This window comes from Streptomyces sp. NPDC001843, from assembly GCF_042891955.1.
Lineage (GTDB): Bacteria > Actinomycetota > Actinomycetes > Streptomycetales > Streptomycetaceae > Streptomyces.
The window spans coordinates 338,173-359,125 of sequence record NZ_JBIATQ010000003.1; the positions used below are offsets into that span (position 1 = coordinate 338,173).

General features: G+C 70.5%; 22 protein-coding genes and 1 pseudogene. 11 read left to right on the plus strand and 12 right to left on the minus strand.

The window, feature by feature from the left end; translation table 11 throughout:
* Positions 1–217 precede the first annotated feature (217 nt).
* On the plus strand, positions 218–1,150 hold the full coding sequence (locus ACFYZQ_RS10040; protein ID WP_389144057.1) for a hypothetical protein: 933 nt from the start codon (positions 218–220) through the stop codon (positions 1,148–1,150).
* Here the strand turns inward: ACFYZQ_RS10040 and ACFYZQ_RS10045 are convergent.
* A complete protein-coding gene (locus tag ACFYZQ_RS10045) occupies positions 1,138–1,677 on the minus strand; it encodes a hypothetical protein (RefSeq protein WP_389144060.1) in 540 nt (179 codons plus the stop codon). The two genes, ACFYZQ_RS10040 and ACFYZQ_RS10045, sit on opposite strands and share 13 nt — an antisense overlap.
* 592 nt (positions 1,678–2,269) lie before the next feature.
* On the opposite strand from ACFYZQ_RS10045, the gene ACFYZQ_RS10050 reads away from it, so the two are divergent.
* The gene (locus ACFYZQ_RS10050; RefSeq protein ID WP_389144063.1) at positions 2,270–2,494 is read left to right on the plus strand and encodes a cold-shock protein; all 225 of its coding nucleotides are present in this window, start codon (positions 2,270–2,272) and stop codon (positions 2,492–2,494) included.
* A gap of 41 nt (positions 2,495–2,535) precedes the next feature.
* Here the strand turns inward: ACFYZQ_RS10050 and ACFYZQ_RS10055 are convergent.
* Positions 2,536–2,933, minus strand: a pseudogene (locus tag ACFYZQ_RS10055) (tyrosine-type recombinase/integrase); the annotation flags it as partial.
* A 122-nt stretch (positions 2,934–3,055) separates the two neighbouring features.
* Between ACFYZQ_RS10055 and ACFYZQ_RS10060 the strand changes: the two are divergent.
* From ACFYZQ_RS10060 to ACFYZQ_RS10080, 5 genes are all read left to right on the plus strand, one after another.
* On the plus strand, positions 3,056–3,829 hold the full coding sequence (locus tag ACFYZQ_RS10060) for a polysaccharide deacetylase family protein (RefSeq protein ID WP_389144066.1): 774 nt from the start codon (positions 3,056–3,058) through the stop codon (positions 3,827–3,829).
* A 522-nt stretch (positions 3,830–4,351) separates the two neighbouring features.
* Positions 4,352–4,555, plus strand: a complete 204-nt coding sequence (locus ACFYZQ_RS10065) for a cold-shock protein (protein ID WP_184848139.1) — start codon at positions 4,352–4,354, stop codon at positions 4,553–4,555.
* Positions 4,556–4,735: 180 nt separating this feature from the next.
* Complete coding sequence (locus ACFYZQ_RS10070; protein WP_389144069.1) at positions 4,736–6,223, plus strand: DEAD/DEAH box helicase; 1,488 nt, start codon at positions 4,736–4,738, stop codon at positions 6,221–6,223.
* A gap of 116 nt (positions 6,224–6,339) precedes the next feature.
* A complete protein-coding gene (locus ACFYZQ_RS10075; RefSeq protein WP_389144738.1) occupies positions 6,340–6,660 on the plus strand; it encodes a CBS domain-containing protein in 321 nt (106 codons plus the stop codon).
* A gap of 85 nt (positions 6,661–6,745) precedes the next feature.
* Positions 6,746–7,066 carry an SCO5918 family protein gene (locus ACFYZQ_RS10080; RefSeq protein WP_389144071.1) on the plus strand — a complete coding sequence of 107 codons (321 nt, stop codon included), beginning with the start codon at positions 6,746–6,748 and terminating at the stop codon, positions 7,064–7,066.
* A gap of 127 nt (positions 7,067–7,193) precedes the next feature.
* Here the strand turns inward: ACFYZQ_RS10080 and ACFYZQ_RS10085 are convergent, their stop codons facing one another.
* Entirely contained in the window at positions 7,194–7,568 is a 375-nt protein-coding gene (locus tag ACFYZQ_RS10085) for a hypothetical protein (RefSeq protein ID WP_389144074.1), read from the minus strand.
* A 528-nt stretch (positions 7,569–8,096) separates the two neighbouring features.
* Here ACFYZQ_RS10085 and ACFYZQ_RS10090 point away from each other — a divergent pair.
* On the plus strand, positions 8,097–8,441 hold the full coding sequence (locus tag ACFYZQ_RS10090; RefSeq protein ID WP_389144077.1) for a MerR family transcriptional regulator: 345 nt from the start codon (positions 8,097–8,099) through the stop codon (positions 8,439–8,441).
* An 80-nt stretch (positions 8,442–8,521) separates the two neighbouring features.
* On the opposite strand, the gene ACFYZQ_RS10095 is transcribed toward ACFYZQ_RS10090, so the two are convergent.
* The 3 genes from ACFYZQ_RS10095 to ACFYZQ_RS10105 all read right to left on the minus strand — a co-directional run bounded on the left by ACFYZQ_RS10095 (position 8,522) and on the right by ACFYZQ_RS10105 (position 11,365).
* Complete coding sequence (locus tag ACFYZQ_RS10095; RefSeq protein WP_389144080.1) at positions 8,522–9,811, minus strand: hypothetical protein; 1,290 nt, start codon at positions 9,809–9,811, stop codon at positions 8,522–8,524.
* A gap of 67 nt (positions 9,812–9,878) precedes the next feature.
* Positions 9,879–10,376 (minus strand): SigE family RNA polymerase sigma factor, encoded by a 498-nt coding sequence (locus ACFYZQ_RS10100; RefSeq protein WP_389144083.1) that lies wholly within the window; start codon positions 10,374–10,376, stop codon positions 9,879–9,881.
* Positions 10,377–10,567: 191 nt separating this feature from the next.
* Positions 10,568–11,365, minus strand: a complete 798-nt coding sequence (locus ACFYZQ_RS10105) for an SGNH/GDSL hydrolase family protein (RefSeq protein WP_389144086.1) — start codon at positions 11,363–11,365, stop codon at positions 10,568–10,570.
* Positions 11,366–11,615: 250 nt separating this feature from the next.
* Here ACFYZQ_RS10105 and ACFYZQ_RS10110 point away from each other — a divergent pair, with 250 nt between their 5' ends.
* Both ACFYZQ_RS10110 and ACFYZQ_RS10115 read left to right on the plus strand, forming a co-directional pair.
* Complete coding sequence (locus ACFYZQ_RS10110; RefSeq protein WP_389144089.1) at positions 11,616–12,296, plus strand: TNT domain-containing protein; 681 nt, start codon at positions 11,616–11,618, stop codon at positions 12,294–12,296.
* A 7-nt stretch (positions 12,297–12,303) separates the two neighbouring features.
* Positions 12,304–12,657: a hypothetical protein gene (locus tag ACFYZQ_RS10115; protein ID WP_389144091.1), complete on the plus strand. Its 354-nt coding sequence runs from the start codon at positions 12,304–12,306 to the stop codon at positions 12,655–12,657.
* Between the two features lie 13 nt (positions 12,658–12,670).
* Here the strand turns inward: ACFYZQ_RS10115 and ACFYZQ_RS10120 are convergent, their stop codons facing one another.
* Positions 12,671–13,405: a DUF4232 domain-containing protein gene (locus ACFYZQ_RS10120; RefSeq protein ID WP_389144094.1), complete on the minus strand. Its 735-nt coding sequence runs from the start codon at positions 13,403–13,405 to the stop codon at positions 12,671–12,673.
* Between the two features lie 186 nt (positions 13,406–13,591).
* Here ACFYZQ_RS10120 and ACFYZQ_RS10125 point away from each other — a divergent pair, with 186 nt between their 5' ends.
* Positions 13,592–14,968 carry a helix-turn-helix domain-containing protein gene (locus ACFYZQ_RS10125; RefSeq protein WP_389144097.1) on the plus strand — a complete coding sequence of 459 codons (1,377 nt, stop codon included), beginning with the start codon at positions 13,592–13,594 and terminating at the stop codon, positions 14,966–14,968.
* 22 nt (positions 14,969–14,990) lie between these two features.
* On the opposite strand, the gene ACFYZQ_RS10130 is transcribed toward ACFYZQ_RS10125, so the two are convergent.
* The 5 genes from ACFYZQ_RS10130 to ACFYZQ_RS10150 all read right to left on the minus strand — a co-directional run bounded on the left by ACFYZQ_RS10130 (position 14,991) and on the right by ACFYZQ_RS10150 (position 20,893).
* Complete coding sequence (locus ACFYZQ_RS10130) at positions 14,991–15,671, minus strand: response regulator (RefSeq protein ID WP_389144100.1); 681 nt, start codon at positions 15,669–15,671, stop codon at positions 14,991–14,993.
* Positions 15,668–16,939, minus strand: coding sequence for a sensor histidine kinase (locus ACFYZQ_RS10135; protein ID WP_389144102.1), 1,272 nt, complete (start codon positions 16,937–16,939; stop codon positions 15,668–15,670). Before ACFYZQ_RS10135 ends, ACFYZQ_RS10130 begins: the two co-directional genes overlap by 4 nt.
* Positions 16,940–17,046: 107 nt before the next feature.
* Positions 17,047–19,257, minus strand: coding sequence for an MMPL family transporter (locus ACFYZQ_RS10140; RefSeq protein WP_389144105.1), 2,211 nt, complete (start codon positions 19,255–19,257; stop codon positions 17,047–17,049).
* A 175-nt stretch (positions 19,258–19,432) separates the two neighbouring features.
* Complete coding sequence (locus tag ACFYZQ_RS10145; RefSeq protein ID WP_389144108.1) at positions 19,433–20,629, minus strand: SPFH domain-containing protein; 1,197 nt, start codon at positions 20,627–20,629, stop codon at positions 19,433–19,435.
* Between the two features lie 12 nt (positions 20,630–20,641).
* On the minus strand, positions 20,642–20,893 hold the full coding sequence (locus tag ACFYZQ_RS10150; protein ID WP_388792770.1) for a hypothetical protein: 252 nt from the start codon (positions 20,891–20,893) through the stop codon (positions 20,642–20,644).
* Positions 20,894–20,953 lie beyond the last annotated feature (60 nt).

Sequence of the window (20,953 nt, forward strand, 5' to 3'; positions counted from 1 at the left end):
GCGAACCCGGCGGCCGGACGTCCTTCCTCCCAGCCGACTCCCTATTGCACAGTCGTGACGGTGGGCGCACAGCGCCGTCACTCTCCGCTGGAAGACTTCCCTCATCGCGAAGGGCAGCAGGCCGATCGGACCGGTTGAGGTCCCGGGGACGGCGGGCGGTTCCCGCGACACCCTCATCAGCCTCATCGCCGAGTCACTCACACCACTGGGGGACCTGATGTCCGCTCGTAACCGTCACCGCCGGAGCACCGCAGCCGTCGTCACCGCGGGTACCGCCGCACTGCTCACCCTGGCCGGCACGGCCGCCACCGCGACGGCCGCTCCGTCCTCGAGCACACTCACCGTGCCCAGGGGACTCACCATCAGCGACGGCACCCGCCACGTCGTGGTCAACGGCAGATCGATCGACTTCGGCACCATCGTCCGTGACCTGGCCTGGAACCCCAGCGGCAGCAAGGCCGCCTTCATCGACGGGCACGGCGACCTCGTCGTCTCCGACCCCGACGGCAGCCACCGCGTCACCGTCGCCGCCAACCCGGGCGGGCAGACCTGGTCCCACCCCACCTGGCAGGTGACCGCCGCCGACCGGGCGAACCGGATCCCCGCGAAGAACAACCTCATCTTCTCGGCCAAGGTCCACGGCCACACCGTCCTGGAGGGCATCAAGGCCACCAGCAACCACGGCAAGCCCGCCAAGATCAGCCTGAACGGCGACCCGGGAGAGGGCAACGTCCCCCAGACCGACAACACCTGGCCGAACGTCGGCGGCAGCTACGGCACGGCCGTCTACGAGAACACCCACACCGGCGAGGTCTACATCCGCGACGACTACCTGCGGCAGCAGGGCGGCGCGCTGACCAAGGGTTCCGAGCCCGCGCTCGCCCCCGACGAGGAGGAGGTCGTCTTCGTCCGCTCCGTCCACGGGCACGACCACCTCTTCGTCGAGGACTTCGGCGGCTCCCACAAGGTGACCAAGGACGTCACCCCCGACGCCACCACCGACTACACCGAGCCCACCTGGTCGCCGAACGGCAAGACCATCGCCTTCCGCGCCCCGACCGGTACGTACACCATCACGAAGACCGCCCACGGCTTCGGCAAGCCCGTCAAGGTCTCCAGCCACACCGGTCTGCCCGCCTACCGCGGCTGACCGCCACCCAACCGGCCGCCGAGGCGGGCGAGTTCGGCCTGGAGCTCCGGCAGGTGCTGGTCGGCCGTGTCATGCGGCAGATACTCGACCACGTCCAGAAAGCGGAAGAGGACCTGGGTCTTGGTGACGGCGAACTCGTAGTCACCGAACCCCACCACGGCACCCATCACCCCACGAACGGCACCCCGGACGACATGCGCGGTCATGTCGTCCGGGTTCTCCGCCGTCAGCCCCCGGCGCGCGTTGGGGCGAGCCAGGTACGGGCAGACCATCGAGGCGTACAGCATGCACGCACGGTGCCCCGGAGCCTCCAGCGTCGCCGCCATGTTGCGGTACGGCCGCCCGGCAGCAAGCGCCTCGCGGATCGCGGAACTCTCCGCGGCCCCGACCACCCGCCACACCGGCCCCCTGGGGATCAGCGTGTTGCACACGGAACACAGACGCCGCCGTGCACACTCGGCGCTGCGCCCGTAGTCGGTGAGCGCGAACTGCGGCTCGTCACCCTCCCACGGGGTGATCGCGGGCACGGGATAACCACGGCTGTCACGAGGCCTGGCCTCGACGGTCGCCGGCATGGGAACGGAATCGAATCGCACACCTCATGTTCAACCACATGACTGCTCCCCGCGACGGTCAATCAGTCAAGTACCGGCCCGGTGTCCGGGCCATCCGGTGCTTCAGGTGGTGCGCGGCCGGCGCTGGCAGGTCACCTCGTGGCCATCGGCGAAGCCCGACCGTCGGTTGGGTCCCGGACGAGTCTCCGGTCCGCCCCCGGACAGGCCGGGGATGAAACCATCCCTCCGGAGCTGGAACCGTTCCGGCTCGGTCAGGGACGCCGTGACGACACGGCAGGGAGCCGCCACGGACCTGTGCACGCCAAGCGTTCGGCAAGCCCGTGACCGTCGCCTCACCCACTGCGGGTGAAACCCCACGCAGGCGTGCCAGATGCGTGCCAGACCCAGTGGGGAGCCACGGGGAACGGCGGGAGCCCACCCAGGTGGGAACATATCTCCAACACCACTCCGTCGCAGGTCAGCACAGTTGCCACCAGGAAACCCAGCTTCCCAAGCTGAGGTACCAAGTGCCCTGGGCGCAGACGAAGCCCGTAAGGTGCCGTCCATGGTGACTGCGACTGTCCGCGAGTGGAACGACGAGGAAGGCTGGGGCGTGCTCGACTGCCCCGAGACCCCTGGCGGCTGTTTCGGCCACTACTCCGACATCCAAGTGACCGGCTTCCGCACGCTGTCACCCGGGCAACAGGTGGACCTCGGGTGGGAGGCTCCCGGCTTCAAGCAGGACGGGTACGACTACCGTGCGGTGAGCATCGTGCCCCGGCCGGCCTGACATCCCCATCTGACATCCACGGCTGACATCAACGGGAGCGGTCACTGACGACCGGGGCGCCTCCTGAGCAGCCGATCCATGTGGCTCATGGCCTCCCGCTGCGTGTCCTGGACGACGTGGGTGTAGACGTCCATGGTGATGCTGATCTGCGGGTGCCCGAGGATCTCCATCACGACGCGGGGCGCGACTCCGGCCGCCGTGAGGAGCGTCGCGGTGCCGTGCCGCGGTAGAGGTTGCGCGGCTCGACCGGGCGACCAGTGCGGGTGGTGAAGACGTAGGCGGACTCCTGCCACCCCTCCCCCGCCTTGTGCCCAAACGGACTTGATGTCCTCTCAGGCAGGACGGCCCAGGCGCTCAGGGCGAGCGCGGCACTCCGCTGGGCAGGGGGGAGGCGGGGCCGGGCCGACTGGCACGAGCCCCGCCGCTGATCGTCGGGTTGTCCGTGAACTCCCCCGGAATTGTCCTCGGTCGGTAACGGACGTATCCAAGGGCCGTTCATCCTCGTCATGCTGATCAGAGGCACCGGGGAACGGTCGGGGAACAACGGGGAGCGGGGCGGAGATGGCGCGGCACGGCGGTAGGCGGGGCTGGTACGGCAAGGTGGTCGGTGCGGCGCTCGGGGTGACGCTGCTCGCTGCCGGTGCCTCGGTGTGGACCGCGCAGGCCGGTTCAGTGGGGGGCTCGTCGCCGAAGGCGGGCGCGTCGGCCAAGCGGGCCAGTGACGTCAAGCCGGTCGACGTGACCATCGCGCACGCCTCGGACAAGGGCGAGCACGGTGTCAACATCACCATCGACGACGGGCCCGACCCCGCGTGGACGCCTCAAGTGCTCGACGTGCTGCGGGAGTACGGGGTGAAGGCCACGTTCTGCATGGTGGGGACGCAGGCGCAGGCCCACCCGGACCTCGTGAAGAAGGTGGTCGCCGCCGGGCACCGGCTGTGCGACCACTCGGTGTCGCACGACACCACCATGGACAAGAAGCCCGAGGCCTACCAGTCACGGGAGATCCTCGACGCCGAACGCATGATCACCAAGGCTTCCGGGGGCGTACGGCCGATGTACTACCGGGCGCCCGGCGGGGCCTTCACCCCGTACAGCCGCAAGTTGGCCGCCTCCCGGGGCATGCGCCCGCTGGGCTGGAACGTGGACAGCAAGGACTTCGAGCGGCCGGGCACGGACGCCATCGTCGCCACCGTCGAGCAGGAGCTGTCCAACGGGCCGACGGTCCTCTTCCACGATGCGGGAGGCGACCGCTCCCAGACCGTCGAGGCCCTGCGCCGGGTCCTCCCCTGGCTCAAGGAACAGGGCTACTCCTTCGGCTTCCCGGTGCGGTGAAGCTTTAGCGTGCGGGTGGCGTCGTAGTGCTCGCAGGCGTGCCGTCAGCGCGCCTATGGGGAGTCGAATGCGTCACCTTCGCGGGAGGTGTTCGCCGGTGCTCCTCTGCCTGGACAGCGCGTTGGGCAACGGCAGCCCGATGATGGGGGGGCACCGCCGCGGCCGACGGCGCGATCGACGGACTCCCACCTGGACAGTCTGCGGATGACGAAGCGCTCCCCGCGGATCGCGGACATCGCGGCCCTGGCGACGTTCCTCGCCTCCGACGCCGGTGCCGCGGACCGCGCTCGGGGAAAAAATTCTGTACTCGCGACATGAGAAATCAACGCGGCACACGATAAATATTCCTGCGGCCACAGGCGGTACAGAATTACTTTCCGTGCAGGGTCGACACCGACGTGCTACTGTCGTCATCAGTTGCGGGTGTGGTTGCCAGTTAGGTTTTTCCGACGGCCGATCATCACGGCGACACGGAATGCGCACAGAGTGTATTCCTGACACCGTCTCCGAAGGAGAAACAAAATGGCTACTGGCACTGTGAAGTGGTTCAACTCCGAAAAGGGCTTCGGCTTCATCGAGCAGGACGGCGGCGGCGCCGACGTCTTCGCCCACTACTCGAACATCGCCACCCAGGGCTTCCGGGAGCTGCTGGAAGGCCAGAAGGTGTCGTTCGACATCGCGCAGGGCCAGAAGGGCCCGACGGCCGAGAACATCGTTCCCGCCTGACGCACCGGCACTGCCGCATACTTCGCAGCCGGGACCCGCACCTTGGGGTGCGGGTCCCGGCTCGCCGTATTCCCGGGGCGATTCACCCCCAACGTTTTCGGCCCGTTCTCGCGATTCCCTGCGCCGCTCATTCCGCTGCGGAAATTCCTTGACACGTGCCCGCATCAGGGAAGGTTCCGTATGAACCGCACACGCGCCACTCGCACCCAGAACAATCGCACGTACAGCCGTTTCGGGGAAAGTACGGCAACGGGCCGCTCCGGCGTTCCACGCCGCTCCAACGGGTACGGAGAGCGGCAGTCCGCAGGGGGCGAGTTCGCGCTTCCGGAGACGGTCACACCCGCATTGCCCGCTGTCGAGTCGTTCGCCGATCTCGCCATGCCGGCGCCGTTGCTGACCACGCTCGGCCAGGAGGGCGTGTCCGCGCCCTTCCCGATCCAGGCGGCGACCCTGCCGAACTCCCTGACCGGCCGTGACGTGCTCGGTCGCGGCCGCACCGGGTCGGGCAAGACCCTCGCCTTCGGCCTCGCGGTGCTGGCCCGTACGGCGGGCCGGCGCGGCGAGCCCCGCCGGCCACTGGCCCTGATCCTCGTCCCCACCCGTGAGCTGGCCCAGCAGGTCACGGACGCGCTCGCGCCCTACGCCCGCTCCGTGCGCCTGCGGCTCGCCACCGTCGTCGGCGGAATGTCCATCGGCAGGCAGGCCGGTGCGCTGCGCGCCGGCGCGGAGGTGGTCGTCGCGACCCCCGGTCGGCTCAAGGACCTCATCGACCGGGGCGACTGCCGGCTCACCGACGTCGGCATCACGGTTCTGGACGAGGCCGACCAGATGGCCGACATGGGCTTCATGCCCCAGGTCACCGCCTTGCTCGACCAGGTGCCCTCCGAGGGCCAGCGGATGTTGTTCTCGGCCACCCTCGACCGCAACGTCGACCTGCTGGTCCGCCGCTACCTGACCGACCCGGTCGTCCACTCGGTCGACCCGTCGGCCGGTGCCGTCCCCACGATGGAGCACCACGTGCTCCATGTGCGCGACGCGGACAAGCACCGCACGACCACCGAGATCGCGGCGCGGGACGGCCGGGTCATCATGTTCCTGGACACCAAGCACGCCGTGGACCGGCTGACCAAGGACCTGCTGAACAGCGGCGTCCGCGCCGCGGCCCTGCACGGCGGCCGTTCCCAGCCGCAGCGCACCCGCACCCTGGCACAGTTCAAGGACGGCCACGTCACCGTCCTGGTGGCCACCAACGTCGCGGCCCGCGGCATCCACATCGACAGCCTCGACCTGGTCGTCAACGTGGATCCGCCCAGCGACCACAAGGACTACCTGCACCGCGGCGGCCGTACGGCCCGCGCCGGGCAGTCCGGCAGCGTCGTCACCCTGGTGACCCCCGCGCAGCGCCGCGGCATGACCCGGCTGATGGCTTCGGCCGGCATCACCCCGCGCATCACCCCGGTCCGCTCGGGCGAGGCGGAGCTGAGCCGCATCACAGGCGCCCAGGCGCCCTCCGGGATCCCGGTGGTCATCACCGCGCCGGTCGTGGAACGCACCCGCCGCGCGTCGCCGTCCCGGGACCGTCGCGGCCGCACCGGCCAGGGCCGGCCCGTCGGCCCGGGGGTGCGCCGCAGGGCACAGCGGCGGCCCGGGAACGACTCGGCTGCCTAGGGTCCGTCCCCGGAGCCCCGTGGCCTCCCGGGAGCCGAAGTGACCGCAAGGGCCACCAAGCCGACCATCCTCACCCCAAGGAGACACCGTTGACGCCAGCGCGGCCGCAGTCCCGTATGCCGGAGCCCGCCCCCGTGACCATGGTCGAGGACATCGACGGGCACGGGCCTCGGGTATGTGACGACATGACCGTCGAGGTGGCTCTGGCCGTGATGGCGGGTGCCCGGGTCGAGTACCTGACCGTGTGCGACGGCGACGACCAGAGCACGGGTCTGATCACCCAGGTCCGGCTCACCGTTCTCCGCGACAGTCCCACATACACGGACCGAATCCGTCTGCGGGACGTCCTCGACGGATCACTGCCCTCGTCCGGCGCCCGTCCCGGCGGCATCGGTGCGTACGGGCGGGCTCCGGGCGCATGCGCCCTCTCGCGCTGATCCTCCCCGCCCTGGGCGGCCCGTTCTCCTCCTCCCCGCGACTTCTCCCGCCACTTCTCCCGCGACTTCTCCCCTGTGAGGCACCATGCGCTGCGTCATCGCCCAGTACCCGTTCGACCTGACCAAGGCCGGTGTGACGGCCGCGATGGAGGGCGTCCGGCCCGACCTCGTCACGGGTGAGTCCGTGACCATCGGCCGCCGCCGCTACCCCGTCAAGCAGGTGGGCCAGGTCATCACGCGACTGGACCCCCGTGACTTCACCGCCGGCGAAGTCACGAGGGCCATGACGCGCCTCGGCTTCACCTGCCACGGCCGCCCCGAGGCCGCACCCGTGGGCGTCAGCGGTCCCGGTCGCCTCCGCACCGCGTCCGCACTGCTCGGCGGCACCGGCCCCGGGGCGGTGTGAGGACGGGCGGGAATCCTCCCTCAGGAGCCCGGTGGGGGCCCTGCCGACGCGGGTCGGCAGGGCCCCCACCGCTGTGCCGCCGTCCGCTCGGAAACCGTGGGCCGGACAACGGAGTGGAGACGGTGTCTCACTCGTCGAAGTAGCTGAGGTCGCCCACGGTCCATGCGCTGACGTCCTTGATCGCGACTCGGTACATGCCGCCCGTCTCCGGGATCCCGAGGCTGCCCTGCAGGATCCGCGCGAGATGAAAGTGCAGATGCGTGGGCGCTGCACCGCGATCGGGGCGCTTGCCGCGCGGACCGCGCGCGAAGACGTCCGAGAACGGGCCGAGACGGTCCGAGTCCTTCAGTACCTCCGCCACCCGCTCCCGCCACACGGCCTCGGGAGCCAGCCGGCCGGTGATGACAGTGCCGCCGACGACCACGGTCAGCGACATCTGATTGCTTCCCTCGGACTCCACCGCGGCGCAGATCGCGACGAGCAGCTCATCAGGATTCGACATGGCAGCAGAGCATATTCGGCCCACCCGTACCGCCACCGCCCGAGGGGGGTGAAACAGGTGCGCCGACGGCAGGAGGAGGCGGTTCCGAGTAACTGAGAGTGCCGGTTGCGGCAGGCTTGCTCATCCGCTGGAAGGATGAAATCTACCTTTGCCAGAGTAGACATTCCCTCCTGGCGTGGATACGCTTTTTCTCATAGACAAGGTCGAACGGGACCCGCCAGACACGAAGTGGCGGGTGGCTGAATACGAAGTACGCAGGTCAGCAGTGGTTGATCCCGAGAAGGAACGGAGGACAGACGCCATCAGGATCGCCCGGCCCGAGACACTCGGCCCGGGTACCGCAAGACCCCGGATTGGATGGTGGTCCCCGGTCACGCAGCTGCGATCCCCCGCTCCGCCCTGCCGGGCCGGGTAGCGGAAACAGAAGGTCGGCACATCAGTAGGGCCGACAGATGGTGTTCAATTTCCTTCGGGGCCCTGGTGCCGTACGGCACCAGGGCCCCTCGACGCGTTGCACAGCGAGGTGACATGACATCGGACAACCCACTGAATGATCGTCTGGACGACGACGACTACCCCGCGTACACGATGGGCCGGGCAGCCGAGATGCTGGGCGCCACTCCCGCCTTCCTCCGAGCCCTCGGTGACGCTCGTCTGATCACTCCGCTCCGCTCGGAGGGAGGACATCGCCGGTACTCCCGCTACCAGCTGCGGATCGCCGCCCGCGCCCGTGAGCTCGTCGACAAAGGGACCCCGATCGAGGCCGCGTGCCGCATCGTCATCCTCGAGGACCAGCTCGAGGAAGCGCAGCGCATCAACGCCGAGTACCGCCGTGCCGCCGGCGAATCGGCGGGCAGTTCCAGCTCCGTCTGAACGCCCGGGCGCGGGGCCGCGTCCGGCGGCCGACGGAGGGCTGGCCCCGGAAAACGAACCGCCATCGGCCGAGCCGACGGTCAGCCGGTGAAGTACCGCTCGTCGAGCGCGATGGCCAGCAGCCGGTCCATTGTCAGCGCCGGCTCCGGGCGCGTCACGGGGGCGCTTTCGGCGTACGAGTTGACCTCCCGCACCGCCACCCGGCGGCCGTCCGGACGCAGGATGTCGACCAGCCACACGGTGGCCGAACCGCCCTTCTCCGAGTGCCCCTTGACCTTCTTCGCCTTGGTGCCGTCGGGCATGGTCCAAGCCTCGCAGTCACCGGCGACACCGGTGCAGCCCATGTCCTTGGCCAGCAAGGCGGTCATGTTGTACTGCGCGTCGACTTCCACCATGTTCTTCCCCCGGCCGTCGTCGTACACAAGCTCAACCAGGTCGTCGCTCGCGTCCAGGTCGGAGATGATCCCGGCATGGGGCAGGTGTGACTTCAGCACACTGGTCATACGGGTGCCGGGTACGTGCTTCGTCCCGGCCGAGGGGTCCGTGGAGTGGCCGTCGTCGGTCGGCAGCGCGGCGATCGCCCTGTCCCAGGACCGGCTGCGCGCGATGGAGGTCAACTGGTCGGTCGACAGGAGTGGTTCGGCTCCGCTGGTCGAGCCCTTCTCGCCGCCGCCACCGAACTCCTCCACCGTCACCTGCACCCCGTCGGCGGTGGTGTACACCACGTACCAGCGCTTCTGCCCGGTGTCGCTGTTGGGGTAGGTGAACGACTTCGTGGTGCTGAGCACCGCACCACCGGTGAGCTTCCGGGTGGTGCACTTGTCGTACGGGCGCACCTCGACCGGGAAGCAGAGACCATCGCCCTGTTGGTTCGCGGGGACGCCGGGATCCAGCCGCGCGAGGCGGATGTCGATGCCGGAGGACCCCTTGCCGGTGGAGTAGGTGAGTTCGGCGGTCGGTGAGACGAAGGGACCGTCCGACCGCGTCCCCCGTCCCGAGGCGTCGGAGACGGTGCCGCCGGGCGGCAGCAGACTCTTCAGCGTACTGACCATCTCCTCCCCGCTGATCGACACCGGCGCGCCGGAGGACGACCGCTCGGTGGAGTGCCCTGAGGCGCCGGGCCTCGACTGCCCCTGGGTGCCGTCACCACCCACGCCGTGCACGGCGCCCGTGGCGATCATGGTGCCCCCCACGGTGACCAGCGCGAAGACGGCCGTGGCGGCGGCGACCTGGGTGGCGCGGACCAGTTTCATCCGCCGGCCCCGCGCGACGGACCGCTGCACCAGGTCGGCGGAGTGGGGCGGGAACTCGCCGGCGGCGCGGCTCATGGCGCGGGTCAGCCCTTCGTCGAGGTCCTCGTTGCGTGACATGGTGGATCTCCGTTCGTGTGGGCGTCGGTCGGCCCGGGCGCGAGGAAGCGCCGCCGGACCGTGCTCGTCATGCGGTCAGGTCGGCCAACTGATCGCCGAGCAGGGCACGCAGCCGTTCCAGGGCACGCCTGCTCTGGGCCCGAACGGCTCCCGGCGACACGTGCAGGACCTGTGAGGTCTCCTCCACCGAGCGGTCCTCCCAGTAGCGGAGCACCAGTACGGCACGGTCCTTGGCCGTCATCCGGGCCAGGCCGTCCAGCAGGGTCATCCGCAGCTCCGCGTCCCGCGCCGGGCCGGCCGCCTCGGGCAGCCGGTCGCTGGGGCGCTCGGTGGAGCTGCGGCGGCGGCGCTGGGAGAGGAAGGTCCGCACCAGCACGGTGTCGGCGTAGGCCACCGGGGCTTCCACCCGGCTGATCCGCCGCCAGGACCGGTACATCTTGGCGAGGGTCTCCTGAACCAGATCCTCGGCGAGATGCCAGTCGCCTGTGAGCAGGCAGGCGGTCCGGAACAAAGGCCCGCTGCGGGCGGCTGCGAACTCCAGGTAGTCCGCGGGTGCTTCCCTCACGTGTGTCCCTTCATGGTCGGACGTCACCTCTTACACGCGGTGGGGGTGCTTCCGCGTTACGCGTCCGCCGTGATCGGCGCCGCGGATGTGGTGACGGCCGCGCCGGCGGTGATCCGCACGTACGGGACGTTCGACGGTACGGCCGCCCGGGCCGGTCATCGGCCCGGGCGGCCCAGGGGACGGCCGACGGATCAGCCCCAGGCCTTGTTGAGCTGGTCGGAGTAACCCGACAGGTAACCCTGCAGGTTCGGGTGGAAGACCTCGGACGCGTTGTTCAGGTCGTTGATCCACGCATCGGAGCCGCACGCCCCGTGGCCCTTGAACGTGTCGCGCATGTCGACGAACGTGACCGACTGCTGCGCCGCCGCGGCCTTGGTGCCCGCGGCCAGCGCGTCGGCGAAACCGTTCATGTAGCCGCGCTTGGCGGGGCTGAGGTCGATCACCGGGCAGGTCCCGGTCGGGGAGACCGCCTCCGGGTAGCCGAGGACGATGATTTTGGCCTGCGGGGCCCGGGACTTGATGTCCTTGTACAGACCGGCGAGCTCGGTCACCATCTGGTTCGTGGCGTAGGACGACATCCACGACGTGGCCGTCTTGCAGTAGCTGTCCGTGTTCAGCAGGCAGTCCTGGACCACGGTGGAGAACTGGGCGTCGTTGCCTCCCACCGTGAGGGTGACCACGTCGGTGTCGCTGTTCACGGCGGACAGTTGTTCGTTGCGTACGTCCGCGATCGTCGCGCCGCTGCAGGAGACGTCCTTCAGCGTGTACTGCGGGTGCGCGGCCTGCGACAGGGCCGGGTAGTCGAGCGTGCTGCGCTTGCAGTCACCACTGGCCGGGTCGTAGTAACCCGCGCCGACCCCGGATGCGTACGAGTCTCCCAGAGCCACGTACTGCGGATCTCCCGCGGCCTGGGCGGGGGCACCGGCCACCGTCGTCAGCCCGGCGAATGCCAGCACGGCGCCGGCGGCGATCGACGTCAATTTACGCATGAGTTCCTTCTGGAGCTTGGAGTCGAATGGCTGATCGAGATGTGGAGGGGGAGCGCACAGCAGGGCGCTCCTTCCAACTCACTTGTTAGACAGGGATGTTGGATTTTGCGTTGGGCCGTCCGAGCAATTCCGCTCACTGGTTCGGGTGACTTCCCGCGAGGCCTTCGCTCCGTCGGCGTACGCCGCGCGTGAACTGGGTCCTGTCACTCGACGAGGCCGGTCGTCCGGTCAGAAGGGAAAGGGACACCGGATGCGCGTACTGCGCGCCTTCGCGGGGAGCGTCCTCGCATCGCTCCTCCTGCTGACCGGCATCTCCCCGGCCACGGCCCAGACCGACCACACCCGGCCGGGGCACAGCACGTACTGCCCGACCGCCGAGCGCGCCCGCGGGACCAACTCCGCGCCGACGACGGCGCACGAGCGGTACTACCTCGACGACTGGCGGCTGGGGCCGAAGTACCTCCCCCAGTCGGGCGCCATCGGCGCGATGCTGAGGGGCTATCAGCGCACCGACGACACCTCCGCCTACTGGTTCCTCGGGTGCTACTGGCAGACGGATCCCACGACGGGGAAGTCGGGCTGGTGGTACCCCGACCACCAGGGCTTCGTGCTGGAGAACGGCAAGCCGGTCGAGCGTCCCGTGACACTCCGCAAGGGGCAGCTGGTCGACCTCTTCGGCAGCGGTCTCGGCAACTTCCTCGCCCCCGCGGGCACCCCGTACGTCAAGCGTGCGCTTCCGCCGAGCAATCTCGACACCTACGTCTCGAGGTATCCGTTCAGCTACCACCTCTACCGGGTGGACCAGCCGTTCACCGTCGAAGCCGGCCCGATCCGTCCCTGGTTCGGCCAGCCCGGTCTGGGCCTGCAGTACGTGACGACGGACACGATCCCCACGCTCGTCAGCGCGCACAAGCTGAAGGAGCTGACCTAGGGGCCCGATGGACAGAGCAGAACTCGTCGCGCGACTCCGCCAGGCGGGCGTTCCCGAGGCCTTCTACGAGATCGCCGGTGTCCACGACGTGCCCGTCCAGCCCGACGCCTACTACTTCCTGCGGCAGGAGGCGGATGCCTGGACCGTCGGCCTGCGGCAACGCTCCCAGGACAGTGTCATCCGGCGTTGTGACACCGAGGCCGAAGCCTGCGCGTACCTCTACGACACGCTGACGCGGCTGCCCGCTCCCTCCGCGACGGCCGCGGAGCCCCTGGAGGGGCTGCTGTCGGACGCCGAGGAGATCCAGCGGCAGGCTTGGGAGGACTTCCGCCGGGGCACCGGGGCGGCTGGTGAGGGTTGAGGCCCGGGCGTCGTCACCAGCTGACGGCGTCGTCCATCGACTGCTGCCAGTACGAGACCTTGAGCGAGTCGTCGACGTAGACGCCCTTCGCGGGGAGTGACGGGTGGGCGGCCGTGCCGGCGCTTCCGTTGCCTGAGCGGCCCTGGAAGTAGACGGTCAGGGTCTTCTCGGTGCGGCCGTTCGAGCCGCTGCCGTCGGTGGCGGACAGGCTCACCGACGCGTACCCGGACTCGCCCGGCTGGAGTGTGATGACCGCCTGCGGCTTCGACTCCTCGATGACCGGCGGCACGGACTGGGCCTCGCCGAAACGGACGGACGGGTAGCCGTAGAGGTAGCAGCTCTTGCTGCCGGTGTTGGTCACCGTGAGCAGCATGTGGTTCACGGGGCGGTTCAGGGGGGCCGCGACCGTCCGGGTGTTGGACCCCTCACAGGTGACCGGAGCGCCCGTGGAGGCGGGCGCCTTGGAGGAGACCGAGGTCTTCGAGAGGGACGAGCCGTTCGAGTGGGCGGAGCCCTTCGAGCCGGACGATCCCTTCGAGGAGGACGAGCCCTTCGATGGGGCCGCGGTGGTCAAGGAGGAGGAGCCCGCGGAGGGGGCGGCGGCGGAGTGGCTCGCGGAGCCGGCCGCCGGTCGGGGCTCGGTGTGGAGACCGGTCCCGTCGCTGCACGCGCTCAAGGAGAGCGCGGCGATGGCGACGGTCGCGGCGGCGCCGGCGAAACGGATGCGGGAGGTGCGGAGATTGGACATGTTGCGTGCCCCTTCGGTGTTCGGGTGGCGGTGGTGATTGGATGACCGAAGCTTGTGCGGTGATCCGTCCCAACCGCCACGCACAGCGGGGAGTTGGGGACGCTGGAACGCCGAAACGCGCTCTGACCAGGGGAAACGCAACGACCCTGGAACGCGCGACTGGAACGCGGGGAATGAGGGGAACGGGTGTCAGGGGCAGGGGAGGCCGAGGAGACCGAGGCGTTCGCACGGCGGCTGCGGGAGCTGAAGGACCGCTCGGGGCTGAGCTACGGGGCGCTGGCCAAGCGCCTGCACATGAGCACGTCGACGCTGCACCGCTACTGCAACGGCACCGCGGTGCCGGTCGAGTACGCACCGGTGGAGCGCCTCGCGAAGGTCTGCCGGGCGACGCCGCAGGAGCTGGTGGAACTCCACCGGCGCTGGATCCTGGCGGACGCGGCGCGTGGGCGCAGGGCGGAACAGGTCACGGAGCGGGAGCCGGCCCAGGACGCCGGTCCGGACGGTTCGGCCGATGTGGCGGATCCCGGACGGGGCGAGGGCGGGGCCGAGGAAAAGGTCGCATCCAATGACGGGGCCGAGGGCGAGACCGGCGGTGAGCCGGTCGTCATCGACACGGCGGCCGAGGCCGCGCTGTCTCGTCGTCCCTCCCGGCTGCGTCGTCGCGGTACCGCGCTGATCGCCTCCGCCGCGGTGGTCGCAGCGCTGGGCACCGTCGCGTACGCCCTGCACCCGACGCCCGTCCCGGCCGGGGACACCACGGCGCCGGCGTCCACCAGCCCCCTGGACGTCGGCGCCCCCGGGCAGCCCTCCACCTCCCCGTCCGCCGACGCGAGCGGACACGAGCCGTCCGCGTCGCCCACCAAGTCCCCCACCGCGGTGACCGGTTCCCGGAGCACCGGGCCCGGCGCCCCGAAGCGCGACGACAAGCAGGGTGCGGGACGGCCCGCCGGTGGGAGCACCTCCGACACCGTCCCGATCACCGTCGGCACCCGTCCCTACGTCTACGACAGCCCGTGCAGCCAGCACTTCCTCGTCGACAGCCAACCCGAGCAGGTCGGCCCGCCGGCGAGCGAGCAGGACGCCCCGCGCTGGGCCGCCGCGTACGGGGCGGTCTCCTCGGGCGAACAGCGGGTCGCGCTCACCGTCCAGGGCACCGGCGAGGACACCGTCGTCCTGCAGGCGTTGCACATACGGGTCCTCGCCAAGGGCGCGCCGCTCGCCTGGAACGACTACTCGATGGGCGTCGGCTGCGGCGGCGGCGTCGACACCAAGTCGTTCGACATCGACCTGGACGACGGCAGCCCCACGGTCACCGCCAAGAACGGCCAGCGCGACTTCCCGTACAAGGTCAGCGAGTCCGACCCGGAGGTCTTCTACGTCACCGCCCACGCCAGGGCGCACGACGTGCGCTGGGACCTCACCCTGGACTGGTCCAGCGGCAGCCGCCACGGCACCGTCCACATCGACGACGACGGCACCCCGTTCCGCACCAGCGCGGACGCGGGCCGCCCGGGGTACGACTACCCGCTGGGCGGCGGCGAGTGGATCGAACGGGACAACTGACCCGGTCCTCGCGCGCTCCGGGTCAGGGCGCGGGCGGGGCCGCCTGTACGAGGCCCGACTGGTAGGCGATGACGACCAGTTGGGCACGGTCACGGGCGCCCAGTTTCGTCATGGCCCGATGGATGTGGGTGCGCACGGTCAGCGGGCTGAGCGTGAGCTCCTCGGCGATCTCGGTGTTGGACTTCCCCTCCGCGGCCAGGGCCATGACCTCGCGTTCCCGGACCGTGAGCTCGGCGAGGCGTTCCGGCGGCGACAGGTGGGTGCCGCGGGCGGGGGTGGTGAGGAAGCGGGTGATGAGGGTGCGGGTGGCGCCGGGTGACAGGAGTGCGTCGCCGGAGGCCACGGTGCGCAGGCCGGCCAGCAGGGTGTCGGCGGTGACGTCCTTGCCGAGGAAACCGCTGGCACCGGCGTGCAGCGCCTGGGCGACGTAGTCCTCGGTCTCGAAGGTGGTGAGGATGAGGACGCGGGTGGCGGACAGCTCGGGATCGGCGCAGATGACGGACGTGGCGGCGAGGCCGTCCGTGCCCGGCATACGGATGTCCATGAGGACGATGTCGGGGTGGTGGGCGCGGGTCAGGTCCACCGCTTCGGCACCGTCGGAGGCTTCGCCGACCACCTCCATGTCGTCGCAGGAGTCGATCAGGATCCGGAAGGTGGCCCGCAGCAGAGCCTGGTCGTCGGCGAGCAGTACCCGGATGCTCATGGCGTCCTGCTTTCTTCTGCAGCGGCGGCGGCGGTGGCGGCGGCAGCCGTGGTGGAGGAGGGCTGGAGCGGCAGCGCGGTCGTGACCTCGAAGCCGCCCTCCGGGCGGGGGCCCGCGCACAGTTCGCCGCCGACGGAGTGGGCGCGTTCCCGCATGCCTATGACGCCGAAGCCCCGGCTCAGGGCCCCCTCGGGCGCGGCGGCGGCCGGACCGTCGTTGCTGACCGTGATCAGCAGACGGGAGCCGGAGTACACGAGCCGCACCTGGGCGGTCTCCGCCGCGGCGTGCTTGGTGACGTTGGTGAGCGCTTCCTGCACGATCCGGAACGCGGTCAGGTCCACCCCGGGGGACAGTCCTCGCGGCTCCCCCTCCGTGCCGACCGTGACGGTGAGCCCGGCGGACGCGCACGCCACGACCAGCTCGGGCAGCCGGGCGAGGCCGGGGGACGGCTCCAGCGTCGCGGAGTCGGGGTCGTCGTTCTGGCGCAGGAGCCCCAGCGTGGCCTTCAGCTCGCGCAGTGCGGAGGACGTGGTGCCGGTCAGGTCGGTGAGGATCTTCTTGGTCTGCTCGGGGCTGGTGAGGGCGAGGTGGGCGGCGGTGCCTGCCTGGGCGTTGGCCAGGGCCAGGTGATGGGCGACGACGTCGTGCAGTTCGCGGGCGATCCGCATGCGCTCCTCGGTGACCCGCAGCCGGGCCTCCTCCTCCCGTGTGCGCTCGGCGTGCTCGGCACGGGCCTGGACCGCCTGCAGGTAGGCGCGCCGCAGCCGGGTCATGTTGCCGGCGGCGAGCGGCAGCAGCAGCCAGAAGAACGGGCCGATCGTCCTGAGCAGCAGCGAGACGTGTCCCATGGAGTCGGAGAACACGGCCGCGACCACCAGCGCCGCCATGGTGGTGACGCCGTAGACGCGGGTGGTCCTCCGGTCGGTCTGCGTGGCCAGCCAGTAGAGCGCCGCCATGATCGGCGCCAGCAGCAGGGGGGTGAGCAGGTAGCCCAGCGCGACCGCGACCACCGTGCACACCGCGGTCACCGCGACGGAGGTGCGCGGGTGGCTCCGGTGCTTCAGCAGGGCGAGGCAGGACACGCCCATGAGGAGGGTGGCGGCCTTGTCCTGGTCGGGCGGGTCGGCGCCGGGCAGGGTGAGATTGCTGCCGAGGGTCGCGCAGCCCATCAGCGTCAGGGCCACCACGACGTCCACGGCGAGGGGGTGCCGGTCCGTGAACTGCTCCAGGCGGTCCGCGTAGCGGCGCTCCGGGCTGGTGGTGCTCATCGTGCTCTCCGGTCGGTGGGCTGGGTCCATCGTGGACGGCTCTGGGGACGAACGGCGAACGGGCCGCCCGTGTCCTTCGCCACGGGCGGCCCCTGGGTCCGGTGGTGTCAGGTGCGGGCCGCTTCCAGTTCGGCCGCCTCGGCCGGGGCCGGGTCCGCCTCGGTGCCGCGGCTGAGCGCCTCGCCCTCCACGTCGACGCGGGGCAGGACCCGGTCCAGCCACCCGGGCAGCCACCAGGCCCGGTCGCCGAGCAGGGCCAGCACGGCCGGGACGATCGCCATCCGTACGACGAAGGCGTCGAAGAGGACGGCGGAGGCCAGTCCGAATCCGATCATCTTGATCATGGATTCGCTCTCGCCGATGAACCCGGCGAACACCGCGATCATGATCAGAGCGGCGGCCACGACCACGCGGGCGCTGTGCCGGAAGCCGGACGTGACCGCCTGCCGGGACGGCTCCCCGTGGACGTACGCCTCCCGCATCCGCGAGACGAGGAACACCTCGTAGTCCATGGCGAGGCCGAAGACGATGCCCACCAGGAAGATCGGCATCAGACTCATGATCGGCCCGGTCTGTTCCACGCCGAGGAGTCCGGCGCCGTGGCCCTCCTGGAAGACCAGGACGACCACGCCGAGCGAGGCCAGCACCGACAGCAGGAAGCCGAGGGCCGCCTTGAGCGGGACGAGGAGGGACCGGAAGACCACCAGCAGGAGGACGACGGCCAGGCCGACGACGACCACGAGGTACGGGACCAGGGCGCCCTGCACCTTCGCGGCGATGTCGATGTTCACCGCGGTGGTGCCGGTGACCTCGAAGGTCGCCCCGGTCCTGGACTCGACCCCGGGACGCTCGTCCCGGATCGTCCGCACCAGGTCCTTGGTCTTCTCGTCGGTCGGCGCGGTCGAGGGCACGACCGAGAGGACCGCGGTGTCGCCGGCTTCGTTGAAGCGGGCCGGGGAGACGGACACGACGCCCTTCGTGGCGGCGATCTTCTCGGACACCGTCCGCGCCGCGCCCTTCGGGTCGGCGTCGCCCTTGGCGTCCACGACGACGGTCAGCGGCCCGTTGAAGCCCGGCCCGAACCCCTTGGCGAGGTCGTCGTAGGCCCGGCGCTGGGTGGTGGAGGTCGGCTTGGCCTCGTCCCCCGGCATGCCCAGGTCCAGGGACGTCACCGGTACCGCGAGGGCCCCGAGGCCCACCACGCCGAGGAGCAGCACGGGAACCGGGCGGCGCAGCACGAACCGCGCCCAGCGGGTGCCCCCGTTGTCCCCGGTGGTCTCCTCGACACGGCCGCTCCTGCGGGCCTTCCGCCTGAGCACCGCGTTCGGCCAGAAGCCGAGGAACGCCGGTACCAGCGTCAACGCGATGAACACGGCGACGACCACCGCGCCCGCCGCGGCCAGACCCATCTTGGTGAGCATCGGGATGCCGACCACCGAGAGCCCGGCCAGGGCGATGACGACGGTGAGTCCCGCGAAGACGACGGCGGAACCGGCCGTGCCGGCCGCGAGCCCGGCCGCCTCCTCGGGCGCACGGCCCTTGGCGCGCTCCTCGCGGTAGCGGGAGACGACGAAGACCGCGTAGTCGATGCCGACCGCCAGGCCCAGCATCATCGCCAGGGTGCCGGTCGTCGTGGACAGGCCGAGGGCGTGGGACAGGGCCAGGATCGTGGCCATGCTGACGCCGACGCCCATGACGGCGGTGAGCAGCGGCAGCCCGGCGGCGGCCAGCGAACCGAAGGTGATCAGCAGCACGACGGCGGCGATCGCGATACCGATCCCCTCCGCGGCGCCGCCCGCGCCACCGCGGTCGTCCACCGCGCTCCCGCCGGCCTCGACGGTCAGCCCGGAGTCACGGGCCGCGTCGACGGCCCGCTCCAGCCGGGTCTTGCTTTCGTCGCTGAGCTCGTTGCCCTTGACCTTGTAGGTGACGGTCGCGTACGCCGTCGTACCGTCCTTGCTGACCGCCTTCGCCCGGAACGGGTCGACGGCGCTCGCCACCTGCGGGCCGTGGGCCAGTTCGGTGACCGCCTTCTCGACGGTCCGCCTGTTCTCGGCGGCGGTCACCTTCTCACCGGCCGGTGCGACGAAGACGACGCGGGCGGTCGCGCCGTCGGCCCTGGCCCCGGGGAAGCGCTGCTCCAGCAGGTCGAACGCCTTCTGGGACTCGATCCCCGGCATGGAGAACCCCTCGTCGGCGGCCCCCGGGGCCTTGAGCGCGCCGAATCCGACGGCGGCCAGGACGGCCGCCCAGACAAGGGCGACGTACCAGCGCCGCCGGAAGGCCAGACGGCCCACTCGATACAGGAAGGTAGCCACGGCAGGAGGTCTCCACATCTGGTGCCGACTGTCCGCCAAGGCTCTCCGGGAACGTGCCCTCCTGTCGTCGTGCGCCTGCCGACACTTCCCGCTACTGAGAACGCAGTACGGACCGGCCGCCGGATCCCCCGCGGGTACTACCGCGGGGGACCTCCTGTACCGCTACCGGGACCTGCTAGTCGACGTCCACCGGGCCGTCGTTGGCCTTGCGCTCCTTGCCCGCGCGCAGCTGGAGAAGGGCGCTCTCCTTGTTCCGCTCGGAGTTCTGCTCCGGGCGGCGCTCGCCCGCGTCCTGGCCGTTCAGGTTCTGCCGGACCGAGTCGAGGATCGTCAGGCCCTGGGACACCAGGCCCGCGGCGATCTCACCGAGGCCGTCCGCGCCGTTCAGCACGTTGACGTTGGCGCCGGCCAGGCCGCCGGCGGCCTCCTTCACGATCTGCGGGAGCTGGTCGATCAGCATCCGGTCGAGCGCGACCCGGTCGTAGGAGGCCGCGGCCTCGGCCTGGATCTTCATGCGCTGCGCCTCGGCGGCGGCGAGGATCCTGACCCGTTCGGCCTCCGCCTCGGCCGGCTTGACGACCTCGGCCACCAGCTGCTGCTGACGCAGCTTGGCCTGGCGCAGCGCCAGCTCCGTCTGGGCGGCGAGCACCTCCTGCTGGGCGTGCGCCTGCGCCAGCGGTCCGGCCTGCGCGGACTGCGCCTGGGCGCGGTCCACCTCGGCCGAGTACTCGGCCTTCACGACGGCGGTCTGCCGCGCGTACTCGGCCTGCTTGCGGGCCGCCGCCTGCTCCGCCTCGACCGCGGCCTGCGTGGCCTGCGCCTGGGCGATCTGCGCCTGCCGCTGGATGGCCGCCTTGTGCGGCGCGGACATAGCGTCGATGTAGCCGGTGTCGCCGTCGTCGATCGACTGGATCTGCAGCGAGTCCACGATCAGGCCGATCTTCGCCATCTCCGTCTTCGAGGTGTCCAGGACCTCGGCGGCGAGCTTCTGCCGCTCGGTGACGATCTCCTCGACGGTCATCGAGCCGATGATGGCCCGCAGGTGACCGGCGAAGATGCGGCCGGTGAGCACCGACATCTGTTCCTGGTCGGAGAGGAACCGCTGGCCCGCGTTGATGATGCTCTCGTGGTCGTTGCCGACCTTGAAGGCGATGACCGCGCGGACGTGCAGCGATATGCCCTGTCTGGTCACACAGGTCTCGGTGACCTCGGACTCGCACATCGACAGGGTGAGGAACCGGACCTTCCGGAAGACCGGCAGCACGAACTTGCCGTGCCCCGTCACCACCCGGAACGGCGCGCCCCCCAGTCCCCGCCGGCCACCCGAGATCAACATCGCCTCGTCGGGGGCGGGTACGCGGTATCCGAACATTGCTTGTACTCCTCAACCGGCGCCGGCGGTGTCGTCGCCGAGCGCGTCCAATGGATCCACCCACTCGATGACACCGACCTCGCGGCATCCCCGTGATTCGATCACCAGCACCGTCGCCCCCGTGGGCAGGGGATCCTCCGACCAGGCGAGGAAGGTCTCCGAGCCGCCTCTGACCTTGACCAGGATCTCACCGGGGCCCGCGGATCCGCGGGTTCCGATGAGTACCTTCCCCGTGCAGCCGATCACGGCCTCGTCCTGCGGCATCACCGGCCGTCCTCCTCGTTCTGGCCCCGGCATTGACGACGATAGACCCAGCGGGGCCGG